The following is a 14570-nucleotide window of genomic DNA, read 5'->3' on the forward strand; positions in this document are numbered from 1 at the left end:
GGAATGGGACGCTTGATCTGAACAAACCCTTGGTTTGCATCAGGTGACGCAAATTCCCCTTAGGGGTGAAGGCGCAAGACGCTTCGGTTTGTTCGGACTAAGGTATGGTTATTGAATCGTTAATTGTAACTTGCTTGTCACGAACATGGTTGTAATATTCGCGGGTTACGATTCGCGGGGTTGAGGGGTATTTTTCATGATTACGGTGCCTTATTTTTTAGGCAAAAAGAGTGCTGGTGTGCGCAAGGTTATTTTGGCGGGCGCATTTGGCATGCTGATGGCGGGTTCGGCCACGGCTCAGGATCTCACCTACAAGCCTATCAGTCCAACATTTGGTGGCAATCCGTTTAATTCCGCACACCTTCTGGGTGTGGCGGGTGCGCAAAACGATTACAAAGACCCAAGCGTCAGCAACAGCAACAGTCAGGGCGACCTGTTCTCACGCCAGTTGCAGTCGCGCCTGTTGTCGGCGTTTTCTTCGCAGATCACCAACGCTATCTTCGGGGAAAACCCTCAGGAAAGCGGTACGTTTACTTTGGGGGATCAGACGGTCAGTTTTAACCGCGATCTCGAAAACGTGAACATCTCGATTATCAATAATGCGACCGGTGAGATCACCAACATCGTCGTGCCTCTGTTTCTAGAGGTATACTGATGCGCAGGATTGCTATGTCTTTGGCCGCTGCCCTTATGGTCAGCGCGTGCACAACGGTGCCTCAAGGCGGCGTGGAGCGTAATCGTCTTCATGCCCTGCCGACCTTTCAGCAAACCACCCCCAGCCAACAGGCTTTGTTTGAGTTGCCCGGGCCTGCGCGCCCTGTGGCCGTCGCGGTTTACGGCTTTACTGACCAGACCGGTCAGTTTCGTCCTTCCGAGACCGGACAGACCCTGTCGCGAGCGGTCAGTCAGGGCGGTTCGTCCATCCTGATGAAGGCGCTTCAGGATGCAGGACGCCGGAGCTGGTTCACCATTGTTGAGCGTGAGCAGATCGGTCACCTGCTCAATGAGCGGCAGATCATCCGCGAAATGCGCGAGCGCTATCTCGGTGAGCGCAATATCAACCCCGAAGCCTTGCCGTCACTCCTGTTTGCGGGTGTGATTCTGGAGGGCGGGATTATTGGTTACGATACCAACACCATTACCGGCGGAGCCGGTGCGGGTTTCCTCGGGATCAGTGGACGTACGGAATATCGTCAGGATGTGGTGACGGTTTATCTTCGTGCCGTTTCGGTACGTACGGGTGAAGTGCTCACGACCGTAACGGCCAGCAAGACGATTGCCTCCTATGCCCTGGGTGGCGGGGCTTTCCGTTATGTTGGTTACAAAGAATTGCTTGAGGCCGAGGTCGGTATGACGACCAATGAGCCTGATCTGCTGGCCTTGCAGCAGGCGACCGAAAAGGCCGTCTATGCGCTGGTGATGGAAGGGGTTGATCTGAACCTTTGGGGGTTCAGTGATCCGGATGCCGGATGGCCCTATCTGTGGCGCTACCGTTCCGAACGGGATGGTGTGTTCACAGCGGATCAGGTGGCGGCTGCCAATGCGCGCATACAGGATGCGCAGCGTCAACCACCAAGCAAAAAAGATAAGCCTCAGATTGATACGCCGCCGCCTGCGGGTAACCGCGTGGGTGCTGTCAATCGTCTGTTGCCGTCGGCCGTTACCGGCGCGCGGCCTCAGGCAGGTGGTTAAGGGTTCGTCTTTGCAGGTTGTGCGCTTGTTGCGCGGCCAGAGTGAAGTCGGAAGTATAAGTAGAGTTCGAGTAAAGCGTTGAGGGGGACGTAAACGAACCAAGCTATTGCGTAAGCGTTCGTTGTCAGAGTTTGCCAATTGATCTGTTCTTTTGGCGTCAACTGTATTTCGTTGTGAAATACAGATCAGGATTTCTTTGTCTAAAACATTGGGAGCTATCTTTATGAAACGTACAATCTTAGCCACGGTTTCCGTGGCGGCGCTTCTGGCGGCTGGTGCCGCTTCGGCGCAGAGCACGAACAGCGTATCGCTGGTTAATCAGACCGGTACGGGCGCAGAGGCTACGGTTACTCAGACCGGTAACGATCAGGATTCTAAAATCCAGCAAGCCGGTAACCGTAACATTGCCAATGTAACCCAGGCGAACGACGGTAACACGTCGTTTGTTGAACAAAGCAACGCTAATGGTTCAGCGATCAACAACAGCGCCATTGTCAACCAGCAGGGTGCTAACAGCAGCTCTACGGTTGAACAGACGGGCCGTACCGGTCGTGCCAACGTACAGCAGCTAGCTACGGCGGCCGGTGCTGAGAGCACTGTGACCCAATCGGGTCGTGATGAGCGCGCCAGCGTTCGCCAACTGGGCGGCGCGGCTGAATCCACCATCACTCAGGCCACCACTGGGCCGCAAGCGGCCAATGCGGCGGTTTATCAGGATGGCGCCAGCTACTCTGAGATCAATCAAACCGGCAGCCATAACGAAGCCAGCGTTCGTCAGGAAGGCGAAGGCAACACGTCTTTGGTTAATCAGTCCGGTCACAATGGTGCCGTGGGTGATCCGAACAACAACTATGGTGATGTTGAGCCTATTTCTCAGCTTGGCGTTTATCAGGTTGGTAATGACAACGACTCGACGATCAATCAGTCGGCTCGTGACAATACGGCTGATGTGGTCCAGACGGGTGATTTCAACTTCTCGGATATCAATCAGTCCGGTGACCGCGCTGAAGCGGAACTGACGCAAACTGGTAACGACAACGACTCGTGGATCCAGCAAAGCGGTGCAGATGCCGACGCTTCTGTACTTCAGGCGGGTAACGCCAACGCTTCGACCGTAACGCAAACGGGCGCGAATGCTGAGGCGGTTGTTGCACAAACCAGCAACAGCAACACTTCGGTCGTTCTGCAACAGTCCGGCGCTTCTGCCAATGTTTCGCAGACCGGCAACAACTCGCTGGGTTCGCGTACCTGGAACGGCACCGACCTGCCGACTCACCCCGTCGTGGGTACGGCTGCGGGCACGTCCTATGCTAACAACGTATCTTTGATCACGCAGGACGTAAATGCTGATGGTGCTTCGGCTACTGTGGATCAGAATGGGGCGCTGAACCGTTCGAACATTGTTCAAAGCGCAGCGGCTGAAGCCGATGTGACGCAAACCGGCACCTACAACACCTCAGTTGTGGATCAGGATGCGGATGGTCAATACGCTGAAGTAAACCAAGGTGGTTCTTTCGGTCGTAACGCTTCGCGTATCGAGCAGAATGCGGGCGCAGCCGGTGCTGAGGCCTATGTCTCACAAACCGGTCAGCAAATCCGCGATCCGAATGCGCCGACCAACACCTCGCTGATTGAGCAAAATGCTACGGCCTTTGCTTCGGTGAACCAAACCGGTGACCAGAACCACTCGAACATCGCTCAGCACAATGTTTCGGAAGCTTTCGTAACGCAAAACGGTGCAGGTAACGATTCCGACGTGTTCCAGGGCCCCGGTGGCGCTCTGGTCAGCGCGACGGTTGATCAGAACGGTAATGACAACAAATCAGACGTCTGGCAATCAGGTAACGGTGCGCTGGCCGATATAGACCAGACCGGTAATGACAACCTTTCGGCTATCCACAGACAAACCGGCAATGGCGTAGTCGCCAATGTTGATCAGACCGGCGACGACAACCGTTCAAACATTGATCAAACCGGTAATCTGGCGGCTTTCTCGGTTGAACAGACCGGTGATAACAACCAGTCTTACACCACGCAATCCGGTAACGCTGTAGCCGCTTCGGTTGAACAAACCGGTGACGACAACGAGTCTTATGTTGATCAGCTCGTTCCGGCTAACGGTGCGCTGGCCTCTGTTACGCAGAATGGTGACGACAACTATTCCAAGGTCACGCAGCAGGGTAACCTGACGGCAGCTGCCGTTTCACAAACCGGCACCGACAATGGTTCGACTGTGACGCAAACCGGCAATCTCGCTGACGCTGAAGTTACGCAAAACGGTGACAACAACGGTTCGACTGTGACGCAATCGGGAACGGGTGTGGTAGCAACCGTTGATCAAAGCGGTTCGCTGCATACTTCGGACGTTCTGCAAACCTCGGCAACCAATGTCGCTTCGGTTACCCAGTCGGGTACTGACAACGACTCGAAGGTTGACCAGGGTGGCGGTCTGTTCGGTGTTGGTTTGCACAATGCGACGGTAGAGCAGCACGGTGATGCGGGTATGTCCCAGATCACGCAACGGGGTTCGGCTCAGACGGCCTTTGTTACCCAGCTTGCAGGGGGTTCGGCTAACGAATCCGTCATCAATCAGGGTGCAAACGGAACGGGCTTCCTTGGCATGAGCGGTCTCGGCAGTGCACAGGAAGCGATTGTGTCGCAAGGTGGTGTCAGCGATTATTCGTCGATCACACAACGTGGCACCAACCAGTATGCTGATGTCACCCAAAACGGCAGCGACAACGAGTCGTTCATCTCACAAGGTAACAACTCAGGTCGTGATCATGACGCGGTGGTTGTACAGACGGGCGCTAACGGCAAGTCCGACATTGAGCAACTGGGTCGTAACCAGTATGCCAGCCTGACCCAGGGTGGTACGTCCAATGACTCGACCATTGATCAGAATGGCCGTGACCACAGCGCTACTGTAACGCAAGGCGGCGCAGACAATGTTTCGCTTGTCAGCCAACTTGGCACGGGTAACACGGTTCTGGCTTCGCAAACCGGTAACGGAAATAACAATACCGGTGTTGCCGGTGCAGGTATCTTCCAGAACGGTGTAAGCCTGTCGGCAACGCTGAACCAGGAAGGCAGCAGCAACTGGTCGCTGATCTCTCAGACCGGTACAGGCAACAGTGCTACCAACAACCAGCTGGGTAATGGCAATACGTCTACCATTACTCAAGGTGGTTCGGCTAACACCGCACTGGTTAACCAGTAAGTGTAAAGGGCCGGTATGTCAGGGGCTTGCCTCTGGACTATCGGCCCGGACTATCGGGGGCGCTGGCCGATGCGGCTGGCGTTCCCTCTTTTCATTTTCAGATACTTGTATGTCACCATGTTCACGCTGGCCGGTTTGTGGTAAACCGGATAGGGTGTGGGCATACGAACAAAGAGAATTATAATGCGACACAGGTTGATCATGACCGCGGCCTTACTGCTGATGCCTTTGGGCACGCAGGTCGCCGCCGCCGATAACGGGGTTTATATCACTCAGGTTGGAGACGCCGTGGCGGCGTCACCCGCGGGTGGAAGCGCTTCGGTTGTCACACAAGCGGGTGAGCGTAATTATGGACAGGTGGATCAGAAATCTGCCGGTCAGATTGGTGTGGTGGCGCAGGCCGGTATTGAAAACTATGCCAGCCTGAGCCAGTCGGGCGGGGTTGAGGGCAACCTCGCGCTGGTTTTGCAGAATGGCGTGGGTAATCAGACGACGCTTGAGCAGAACGCCAGTACCTTGAGCAACAACGCAACGATTGTGCAGAATGGTGCGGGCAATGTGGCCTCGCTGGCGCAGAATGGCGATCAGAATTCGGCGCTTATGGTGCAGAACGGCGACAACAACCTGATGCAGGTCGCGCAAAACGGCGATAATAATAATATCGTATGGACCCAGACGGGGTCCAATCTGGCGCAGCCCAAGGTCGAAATGGTTGGAAACCAGACGCTTTCAATTCATCAGTTAGGCTTCAAATGACCGGTTCTGCCTCTCTTTTACTGCTGATGCTGCTGAGCGCGCAACAAGGGGGGGCGGTGTCTGGGAATGCCGGTGCCGAAAGGGTTGGCGTCGAGCAACTGGGTACGGGGCAGCGAACGGATGTGGTCGGTTCCGAGCAGATCACGACGCGATCACGTGAGGTTCCAGCGGCGCCTGTGGTTATTCGCAGCAGCGCCTCCAGTCAGTTAACCGAGGGTAAGCCACAGGTGAACACCTCACAGTTAACCTCAGATAAGCCGACGGCTGATGCGCCGGTTTCGGGATCTACGACCAAACAGGGACGTAATGTGCGCGCAGAGATTCTGCGTGGGGACGACCGGTGTGATCCGCAAAACAGCGCAGAACGTGACGAGGCCTGTGATCGGGTAATCGAGACGCGTTCGGCTGAGTTTTCCGCGCCGGATGTTCAGCCGCTTTCGCCGGAGCAGAACCTTATGGTCAGGCAGCAATCGCTGGCGGATTCCGGACGCGATCTGAATTCGGCTACGCGACGACTGGCCAATGGCGAGATTGATTCCTCCAATGCGCATCTGGCGGTTTCGGCCATGGCGCTGGTGCCGCCCAAGCCTGCGGAAGAGGAAAAGCCGGGGCAGGATATGTCGGCGAATGACGCTATCGTTTCGGCCATAGTCAGTGGCATGCAGGGCACGCCCTATCAGTAATCTAAGTGGAGACGCGGATGGATGCGAATGTCAATGCCCATCTGGAGATGGTGCAGGCCGAGCGGGGCGTGGCTGTAAGCGCCTATGTGGCGTCACCTGAAACCAGGCCGGTGCGCTGGAAGCTGGAACTGAAGTCGCAGAGTGCCGGCGGCAGCAATAATATCGCGCAGGGCGGTGTGGTGGCAGGCGAAAAGACTAGCCCCGTCAGCTCCGTTGTGGTGACGCAAGGCAGCCGTGGAACCGTGACGCTGCTGGTTTACGAGGGTGAGCAGGTCGTGGCGCGTGATGAAATCGTATTTGGTGAGCCGTCGGGCGGTTAGTCTTACAGCTTCAGGATATTATCCGGTCGGATGGTGCCCCTGATCCAGTCCTTAATGGCCAGCAGGTTGCCACTGAGCCGGCCTTTGCGGTCAACCCACGGTTCGGGTTTGAGTGAACGAGCCAGATTGGCCGCAATATTCTTAGCCATGTGCTTGTAGCCGATTGTTGGCCTTAAGGTACCCTTGCGCATCATATAGAGCGGATTGGCGATCTGGGAATAGCCCAGTTTTCTGCCTGGTGTACGACCGGAGCGTTTGGTCCCCATATGCACACCACGCAGGCGTGAACTTTTGACGATGCGTCCCGCCGGGGCCAGTTGACGCGAAAAATCGACATCTTCAAGCCAGGCATACAGGGGCAGGTTTTCATCAAAACATTGACCATTCTGACGTACCGGCGCCATGCGAATAACCATGTTGCAGCCGTATCCATTATAGGTATCGGACAGGATATGGTCTGCGGTTTGCGGGGGTAAATTCTGTATGATATTCAGAGCCTCGTTGTGAGACAGACCCGGGCCACAAATGCCATCCGCAGCGACTTCGCCGGTGGCAATGACGATAGAGGGGTCTTTTTCGAACAGGGCCTCGGTTTCAGCCAGAAAGTCCGGCGCAGGCAGGAAATCGTCATCGAAAAAAATGATGAGGTCAGCATCTGTTGCCGCCATAATCGTATTACGTTGAGCGGGCAGACCTCTGGGGCCGTAAAGCACTTGTGACGGGCCGCGATAGAGGCGCAGGGCATCTTCGTCAATATCGTCGAGCTGCGCCGGACAGACGAGAAGTGTGTTGGCCATGCGGGTCTGATTATTCAGGGAGCTAATTGTATCCGTGAGCACCTCACGTCGGCCAGCCGTGGCGATACCAATAACGATATTGAGCTTGGGGGAGGTCATGAGGATTTGCGGTTTCTCAGGCGGATATACGGATAACAGTTATTTGCGGTTTTGAGCAGACAGCCATGGTTTCACTATATTCAAGGCTTTTATCATAATATCCTCCTCAAGACCTGCGGGTTTGCCAAGGACCAACCAGATAAGGCACGAGAATAAAACGGACAGACACAGGTATGCAATTCCTGCGCCGAAAATCAGTACCCCCAGAAGGGGAATGGAGGACGTACTGTTTATAAACGGAAGCATCAGGTAAAGTATTGTCGTACCGGGCAGCAACAGGATCAGCGGGCGAACCAAGGTTTTCAGCTGTACGCGCAGAGACAGAGCTGTCATCAGGCGGACGGCTGAGAAGCTTGAGAACAGAATGGCTATGGACGCCACAGCCTTGGCAGCAAGCGCACCGGCGATGCCAAAGGCCATGACCCCGCCGATGGTCAGGGGAAACCTGATGATAAATTCAATGAATGTACGCAAGGCGACCAGACGTGTTCGGTTAAGGCTCATGGCCAGTGGTGCCATAGGGATCACCGGCAAGGCGATCAGGCTGATCCATGCGAGTGCGCTCAGGACAGGGGCCGCAGCGACCCAGTCTTCGCCCAATAGCAGGCGGATCACCGGCAAGGCCATAACGCCCATAAAGGCAAAAACAGGCGCCATGATCCAGACAAGGGCCTGACTGGATTTCAGATAGGTTTCTTTGAGTGTGCCGTTCTGGTGCGCATCGCTGAAGGCGACCAGAAGCGGGCGGGCTATGGGGGCGGCAATGGCCTGATAGGGCAGGGCCGACAGGTCATTGGCGGTGGCATAGCGGCCAAAGGTGCTGATATCGACAAAGCGGGGCAGCAGAATACGGTCTATTTGCCAGTTTATGGCCGAGAATATCTGGGCGAGCATGTTCCAGCTGACCATGTCAGCGAAAACCGGCCAGTCCTTTAAGGTGAAACCCGGGCGCATAGGGGCCATCATATAGGACAGGATAAGCATCACCGCCGGCCCACCGACCGTAGCTATCACTATCGCCCAGTAACTCTCTGTGGCAACGGCGATCCAGATGGCGGCGCTCAGGGCCATGATTTTGCCTGTCAGCTCCATAATGGCTTCACGGCGAAAATCCATGCGTTTGGCAAATATCACCATGCGTGGACTGAACAGGCCGCGAAGAATCGGAGCGAAGGCCAATGCACAGACCAGCGGGATCAGTTTGTCCTCGGAATAAAGATGCGCCATAGGCACGGCAAGTCCGCCCAGTAAGGCGGCAATGGCCAGACCCCGCAGGATACCCAGTGTAAAGGCCGTGTGAAACATACGCCGGGTCGGCTCATTTATGCGCACCAGCGCCGCGCTCAGGGGCAGTTCCAGAATGGCTTCAACAATGAACACAGCGGTCATGGCCATGGCCACCAACCCGAAATCGGCCGGGCCGAGAAAACGTGCCAGTAGCAGAAGCGCAAGAAAGTCGATGATCTTGGCACCCAGACGCGCACCCACGGTCCATAGACCGGCCTGAAGGGTTTTCCGCGATGGTGACGGTTCAGGGGTCATTTTTTCGGGCGGAAGCCGGTTTTAGGGCTGAGGCCGGGGCGTACCCCGTAGGCGGCAAAGGCTGCGGCTGCGGCCAGACCATAAAGCCAGGCATTGAAAGCGCCAAAATCTGCCGTGGTGCCAATCAGCAGACCGGTCACCAGACCCGGCAGCAGGCTCCAGCGCACGGCATTAAGGAGCGCAGCCCCTGTGTCATCATTGCTTGCGGCGCGACGAAGGATGGTTTGCAGGACAAAGCCGTAATAGCACAGACCACCGAGAAATCCGGTACTGCTGAAAACGGCAACCACGCTGTTGGAGGCGCGTGTGCCACCCATGCCAACGCCCAGACCATAGGTATCCAGCAGAGCCTGCCATGAGATAGCCGTCCACATACTGCGCTCTTCAAAAGAACTGGTGCTGCTTTTTTTCAGTACCATTTCATTGAAAAGTGCGATTATCGGATCGAAAAGCCTGGGGCTGAACAAAAAGATCAGGCAAAGCCCTATGATGACCGCGAAGGCTATGGCCATTTCCAGGCCGAGGTCACGCTTAAGGCCCCTGTGACGTTTCTGTATGGCCCGCCATAACCATTCTGCGCCCATAGCGCCGCCCAGAACGACCAGTGCGACATAGGCGGCCGAAGAGGTGGACAACCACGTAAAGATCAGCAACAGGCCCAGAAGTGCAGGCACCAGAAACTGCCGAAGGCGCTCGCTGATCATCGCCCGACGGAAGAAGTATATGCCTGTAAGGAAGGAAATGCACAGCGCGCCATAGGCCGAGGCTTCCGGCATCAGGCCCACCACGCGTTTAGTGCCTCCGGCTATGTCTACCTCGGTCAGAAGGGCATAGGTTGCGGTCCTGAAGGGGGCCAGTACCGGTTTGAGGGGCATATATTGTGACAGGAAATCAAGCAGACCTGTGCCAATGACGATGGCACCGCCAAAGCACAAGGCCTTCAGGGTCTGCTGGCGCATGGCTTCGGTGGACATCAGGCGGGCAAAGGCGGGTACGGCGGCAATCGAGATGGTCAGATAGGCCAGTTGGGATATGTTTTGCGTTGTCGGCTGAAGCATGTCGGTGCGCATGAACAGGGTCAGTCGCATGGGAATGATTTCAACTTCGCCGGCAAATAATCGGGGCATGAACAGGGTGACAATTACGGCAATAACCCAGAACAGGCATAACAACAGGAAGCCACGTGGTGCGAGCAGGGTCTGGTAGAGATAGGCGAAACCCTTGTCGTTGCCGAGCGTGCGCGCAATAATCAGAAGGGCCACCATGGGGGTCGCGGTAAAGGTCAGGCCGCCTGTGAGATTGGTCGGTATGACGGCGAACGCACCGAACGACATGGAGGCAAAGAACAGATAGAGCAGAAACTGGGGTTTACGGGAGAAAAGACCGATCAGCGCCAGAAGCCAGAATATGGCTATGGGGAGGAAATCCATCTGAGCCTATCCTTTCTGTGCCAGAGCGCGGGTGATAAAGCTGTGCAGGGCTTCGCGAAACACCGGTGTGCGATAAGCCGCTGCATGGGCCTGTAGCGCTTGCGGATGATACTGCGTTTCGGTGGTTTCAAAACGGATGAGGGCGTCGGTCAGGGCCTCAGGGGTTTGTTCGTGGAAGAACAGGCCGGTTTTACCTTCGACGACTGTTTCCGTTGCCCCGCCACGGGCAAAGGCAATAACCGGACGCCCGCTGGCCATGACCTCGAGGGGGACTATACCAAAATCCTCAACGCCCGGGAAAATGAGGGCGCGGCAGGTGCGGAAATAATGCGCCATGGTCTCATTCTCGACCGCGCCTAAAAAGGTGACGCTGGGGCCGGCGCGGCGCTTAAGGGCCGCATCTGCGCCGGAGCCTATAACCACCAGTGGCCGGTTCAGGCGTGTGCAGGCGTCAACGGCAATTTCGATTTTCTTGTAGGGTGTGATCTGACCGGCGCACAGATAATAGTCGCCTGTGTCAGTCGCGGCGGTGAAGCGTGAGGTATCGACGGGAGGGTTGATAACATGAGCGTCCCGACGGTAATATTTCTTTATGCGTTGCGCGACATAGGCGGAATTGGCGATGAAGTGATCCACACGTGCGGCGGTTGTCACATCCCATGTTCTGAGGGCCGGGCTGGTCAGGCTTAAAGCCAGACGGGTCAGAAAGCCTGCGTTGCGGTAATATTGCGGATAGAGGTCCCAGATGTAACGCATCGGGGAGTGACAATAACAGATATGTAAGGCATCAGGGCGGGTAATTACCCCCTTGGCCGGGCCAGCCTCGCTGGAGATGATCAGGTCGTAGTCGCTCAGATCGAAAGATTCGAGCGCCATCGGCATCAGGGGCAGCATCTTCTGATAGTGTTTTACGCCGCCAAGTTTTTGCAGAAACGAGGTCTTTATGTTGTGACGCAAAAGGGTGGGCGATAGTTTTGCCGGATCGGCAACCAGCGTAAAAATATCGGCATCAGGATACAGATCACAAAGTGTTTCCAGCACTTTTTCGCCGCCGCGCATGCCGACCAGCCAGTAATGAACCAAGGCTACTTTCATATGTCATCTTAAAATAAGGCACAAATCCTGAATACTCTGTTTGTGCGGCCCCCGCGCCTGTTCCATTACAAAACGAAATCAGGTCAGAACATGCTTGTGCGCACAACACAGCGGATAAAGCAATATTTGTGCCGTGTCAGAAGCGGTGCAATAAGAATATAAGCCTGAGCATATGGACAAATGCGGTGCCGCCTGTTTCATATCCGGTGCCGGGTCAATCATTGAGGGGGCTATGAGAATGCAGGATATCAAAATCCGCCCTTCGGGCAGGGTAGTTGGGGGCTGGGCCGTCGCTGGTGCCCTTACGGTATTTTACGGATTTGTATTGCCGGGTTCGGACACGGCCGCTGGGGCGCTTAGTCTCTTTGTTCTTGTGGCTGTGGTCGCCGCCGCCGCCTGGACATGGCCTATACCGGAACAACCGGCACTGTTGAACCGCGGAGCGGTCAGGTGGGTACTGGTTGCCGCACTGTTAATGGCCGCCATCCTGTCCGTATTGCCCCTGATGAGTTTCGTTACCGGTAAGGCGGGCGGATATGGCGGGCTTTATGATCCGTCCTCGGCGTGGCTTGAGTATATAAAACTGGCGGGGGTGTGCTGTGCGTTTTGTCTCGGGTTCCGTATTGCCATGAGTTATGATGCGGCGCGAAAGGCGTTGGATGCCTTGCTGATCATGGGCGGCGTCTGGGCTTTTGTCTGCATCGTCATGCATATACTTGATCCCAACGGTATCTATGGCGTGATGAAGATGGGGGCCGGGCGGCTGACGGGGGCTTTCAGTTCGCCAAATAGTGCAGGAACACTATTTGGGGCCTTATCTGTATTAGCGCTTGGGCGCACGCTGGGGCGGTTCAGGGCACTTAAGGGGCGGCCCCTTATTGAACGCATTGATCTGCTTTTTGTCACCATCTGGCTTTTGTCACTGGCTGCGCTGATACTCAGTCTGTCACGCGGCGCTATTGCGGCTACCCTTTTGGCGACCGCAATAATGTTATTTCTGTTGTTCCTGAGCGGACGCCGCCGCCGCTTTTCAGTGCGGGCGGCGGGTATAACGGGGATAGGTGTGGGCGTTCTGTTAGTGGGCGTGTTTGCGACCCCGTTGAGTGCCGTTATGGATCGGATGTATCAACTGGAAACCGATTTTGCCGCACGTGCACAGATCTTCAGCAGTCATTATGAGGTGGCCATCAGGCAGCCCTTTTTCGGTTTCGGGCTGGGCTCATTTAACGCCGTCAATGAAACGATTATTTCCGAGGCCAATTATCGCGACCTATCGGTTATTCGCGCGGCGCATAACGTCTATTTACAATGGCTGGAAGAAACCGGTCTTATGGGTCTTGCCGGTCTGATATTGCTCAATCTGAGTATATTGGTGCCGATGCTGCGGGCCATATGGCGTCAGGACAGGGCGGGGGCGCATCTAACCGCCATAGTCGGGGCCTATCTGGTATTTATACTGCATGGCCTGACCGATTATGCCTTTCAGGAAAGCGCATTGACGGTCTTTGTTGCCCTGATGTTGGGGTGTGGTTTGGCAATAGCCAGCAACCAGAATACAACACGCCCGCATTAGGCCCTAAATCAGGCCCCCAAGTCAGGCCCAAGTCAGGAAAAGATCAGCCAGCCTATGGCCATCCAGAAGGCCGAGCAGACAATCAGCAGTCCCAGAACGGTCCATTTGAACGGATATTTATCAGACCTACGGGGGCTGTGCTGATCAGATATATGCTTTTTCGGGCGAAATAAATTCAGACGCAAGGCTATGCCCGTGTGGAGGCCCGCTTCGAGATCGGGCGACAGTGACGCAGGACTGGCTACAGCGTGAGTCACCAGAGCGGGGCGTAGGGCCGCTTCGTTTAAAGATGACTCAGGCAACATTCACGGACTCCGCTGACAGCATTTCGTAATGAGAGTATGCAGCGGATTTGGTTAAATTATTGTCGATAAAGAAGCTTAACAAAGTCGGTTTTATGGCCGTATTTTTTAAGTCTTGGTTGCTTCTGAGCGGATAAGATCTATGGCCGAACCGGGGCGAACCTTAAGGGTTTCGGGCTTGTATTTTGCGTGCGTAAAGATACGCAAAAACATCACCAGCGCTGCTCTCAGGATAAAGATGGGGCAGTGTGTCCTGAATGCCAGTTTTACGAGATTAAGCACAAAGCGCAGTCGGGTTTCTGTGGCATTGATGTGTCGTCCGTTTTTCAGAACGCCGCCGTAGATATGCATACCCTTAGGCAGGTTGGTGAAGCTCTGGGTCAGAATGATCAGCTCCTGCCGCGGGTCGATGCCTTGTGAATAGGACTTATACAGCGGCCCCGTATAAAGCGGGCGCGTATGAACCATACGGACTTCGTCAATAATGGCGGCCTTATAGGCCGGAGCATCCATCAACATCGTCCATATCTGATCCGTACCCCAGCCAGTATAATGGCGTTCAAACATCGGTATCAGTGTCCTGAAATAGGAGGACTTCATACAGCAGGCCATGGATTCAATATAGCTGGTGTAGCGATAGGAAAACTGCGGGTCGCTCAGCAGAACCGGAAAGGTGAAATAGCAGTCATGGGTCAGGGATGGCTGAGCCATGGTCAGGCCGCAGGTCGAGGTGATCTCAAACACGCGGTTGATATCTGCGGCATTCATCAGCACGTCGTCGTCGGGAAACATGACGTAGTCATATTGATCAAACAGGTGCGGATTAGCCTTGAAATAGCGGACAATGGAATCCCACTTTGTGCCGTAATCGAACACCGTCGGCAGGTCGCCGTCCTGAACCCGTTCGCTGTCCTTGCCAAAGGCGTTCAGCACCAGATCCCATGTACGGTCAGAGGCGGCGAGCCCCTCAAGCCAGTGTTTGTGCAGAGAACTGTCGCCAACGCGTCCGAGTACCAGAAACCGGCGGCTGCTTTTTGTTACTGAACGCATAGCGGATTATT

The 14570-nt window shown here is 55.3% G+C and carries 13 protein-coding genes; 7 read left to right on the forward strand and 6 right to left on the reverse strand.

Going from position 1 to position 14570, the window contains the following annotated elements; translation table 11 throughout:
• Positions 1-238 precede the first annotated feature (238 nt).
• The 6 genes from E5201_RS11680 to csgH all read left to right on the forward strand — a co-directional run bounded on the left by E5201_RS11680 (position 239) and on the right by csgH (position 6671).
• The gene (locus E5201_RS11680; RefSeq protein WP_219993622.1) at positions 239-655 is read left to right on the forward strand and encodes a curli assembly protein CsgF; all 417 of its coding nucleotides are present in this window, start codon (positions 239-241) and stop codon (positions 653-655) included.
• Between the two features lie 14 nt (positions 656-669).
• On the forward strand, positions 670-1692 hold the full coding sequence (locus E5201_RS11685) for a CsgG/HfaB family protein (protein WP_219993623.1): 1023 nt from the start codon (positions 670-672) through the stop codon (positions 1690-1692).
• A 223-nt stretch (positions 1693-1915) separates the two neighbouring features.
• Positions 1916-4912 (forward strand): hypothetical protein, encoded by a 2997-nt coding sequence (locus E5201_RS11690; protein ID WP_140986283.1) that lies wholly within the window; start codon positions 1916-1918, stop codon positions 4910-4912.
• A 201-nt stretch (positions 4913-5113) separates the two neighbouring features.
• Entirely contained in the window at positions 5114-5668 is a 555-nt protein-coding gene (locus E5201_RS11695) for a hypothetical protein (protein ID WP_140986284.1), read from the forward strand.
• Entirely contained in the window at positions 5665-6351 is a 687-nt protein-coding gene (locus tag E5201_RS11700) for a hypothetical protein (RefSeq protein ID WP_140986285.1), read from the forward strand. The genes E5201_RS11695 and E5201_RS11700 overlap by 4 nt, the downstream gene beginning before the upstream one ends.
• 17 nt (positions 6352-6368) lie before the next feature.
• Positions 6369-6671 (forward strand): curli-like amyloid fiber formation chaperone CsgH, encoded by a 303-nt coding sequence (gene csgH, locus E5201_RS11705; protein WP_140986286.1) that lies wholly within the window; start codon positions 6369-6371, stop codon positions 6669-6671.
• Positions 6672-6673: 2 nt separating this feature from the next.
• Here csgH and E5201_RS11710 read toward each other — a convergent pair whose 3' ends face one another.
• The 4 genes from E5201_RS11710 to E5201_RS11725 are packed head-to-tail and all read right to left on the reverse strand — an operon-like array spanning position 6674 to position 11634.
• Positions 6674-7567, reverse strand: a complete 894-nt coding sequence (locus E5201_RS11710; protein WP_140986287.1) for a glycosyltransferase family 2 protein — start codon at positions 7565-7567, stop codon at positions 6674-6676.
• Positions 7568-7606: 39 nt separating this feature from the next.
• Positions 7607-9109 (reverse strand): oligosaccharide flippase family protein, encoded by a 1503-nt coding sequence (locus tag E5201_RS11715; RefSeq protein ID WP_140986288.1) that lies wholly within the window; start codon positions 9107-9109, stop codon positions 7607-7609.
• The gene (locus E5201_RS11720) at positions 9106-10539 is read right to left on the reverse strand and encodes a hypothetical protein (RefSeq protein ID WP_140986289.1); all 1434 of its coding nucleotides are present in this window, start codon (positions 10537-10539) and stop codon (positions 9106-9108) included. The genes E5201_RS11715 and E5201_RS11720 overlap by 4 nt, the downstream gene beginning before the upstream one ends.
• A gap of 6 nt (positions 10540-10545) precedes the next feature.
• Entirely contained in the window at positions 10546-11634 is a 1089-nt protein-coding gene (locus E5201_RS11725; protein WP_140986290.1) for a glycosyltransferase, read from the reverse strand.
• Between the two features lie 238 nt (positions 11635-11872).
• Here E5201_RS11725 and E5201_RS11730 point away from each other — a divergent pair, with 238 nt between their 5' ends.
• Positions 11873-13207 carry an O-antigen ligase family protein gene (locus E5201_RS11730; protein ID WP_181404618.1) on the forward strand — a complete coding sequence of 445 codons (1335 nt, stop codon included), beginning with the start codon at positions 11873-11875 and terminating at the stop codon, positions 13205-13207.
• A gap of 32 nt (positions 13208-13239) precedes the next feature.
• Here E5201_RS11730 and E5201_RS11735 read toward each other — a convergent pair whose 3' ends face one another.
• Complete coding sequence (locus E5201_RS11735) at positions 13240-13512, reverse strand: hypothetical protein (protein ID WP_140986292.1); 273 nt, start codon at positions 13510-13512, stop codon at positions 13240-13242.
• A gap of 105 nt (positions 13513-13617) precedes the next feature.
• Entirely contained in the window at positions 13618-14559 is a 942-nt protein-coding gene (locus E5201_RS11740) for a DUF707 domain-containing protein (RefSeq protein ID WP_140986293.1), read from the reverse strand.
• Positions 14560-14570 lie beyond the last annotated feature (11 nt).

The organism is Asticcacaulis tiandongensis, from assembly GCF_006475605.1.
GTDB classification, from domain to species: Bacteria; Pseudomonadota; Alphaproteobacteria; order Caulobacterales; family Caulobacteraceae; genus Asticcacaulis; species Asticcacaulis tiandongensis.

Excerpts from the sequence above, each read along its gene's own strand:
- E5201_RS11685 (WP_219993623.1), top strand. The coding sequence starts at position 670 with ATGTCTTTGGCCGCTGCCCTTATGGTCAGCGCGTGCACAACGGTGCCT.
- E5201_RS11690 (WP_140986283.1), top strand. The coding sequence starts at position 1,916 with ATGAAACGTACAATCTTAGCCACGGTTTCCGTGGCGGCGCTTCTGGCG.
- E5201_RS11695 (WP_140986284.1), top strand. The coding sequence starts at position 5,114 with ATGACCGCGGCCTTACTGCTGATGCCTTTGGGCACGCAGGTCGCCGCC.
- E5201_RS11700 (WP_140986285.1), top strand. The coding sequence starts at position 5,665 with ATGACCGGTTCTGCCTCTCTTTTACTGCTGATGCTGCTGAGCGCGCAA.
- csgH (WP_140986286.1), top strand. The coding sequence starts at position 6,369 with ATGGATGCGAATGTCAATGCCCATCTGGAGATGGTGCAGGCCGAGCGG.
- E5201_RS11710 (WP_140986287.1), bottom strand. The coding sequence starts at position 7,567 with ATGACCTCCCCCAAGCTCAATATCGTTATTGGTATCGCCACGGCTGGC.
- E5201_RS11715 (WP_140986288.1), bottom strand. The coding sequence starts at position 9,109 with ATGACCCCTGAACCGTCACCATCGCGGAAAACCCTTCAGGCCGGTCTA.
- E5201_RS11720 (WP_140986289.1), bottom strand. The coding sequence starts at position 10,539 with ATGGATTTCCTCCCCATAGCCATATTCTGGCTTCTGGCGCTGATCGGT.
- E5201_RS11725 (WP_140986290.1), bottom strand. The coding sequence starts at position 11,634 with ATGAAAGTAGCCTTGGTTCATTACTGGCTGGTCGGCATGCGCGGCGGC.
- E5201_RS11730 (WP_181404618.1), top strand. The coding sequence starts at position 11,873 with ATGCAGGATATCAAAATCCGCCCTTCGGGCAGGGTAGTTGGGGGCTGG.
- E5201_RS11735 (WP_140986292.1), bottom strand. The coding sequence starts at position 13,512 with ATGTTGCCTGAGTCATCTTTAAACGAAGCGGCCCTACGCCCCGCTCTG.
- E5201_RS11740 (WP_140986293.1), bottom strand. The coding sequence starts at position 14,559 with ATGCGTTCAGTAACAAAAAGCAGCCGCCGGTTTCTGGTACTCGGACGC.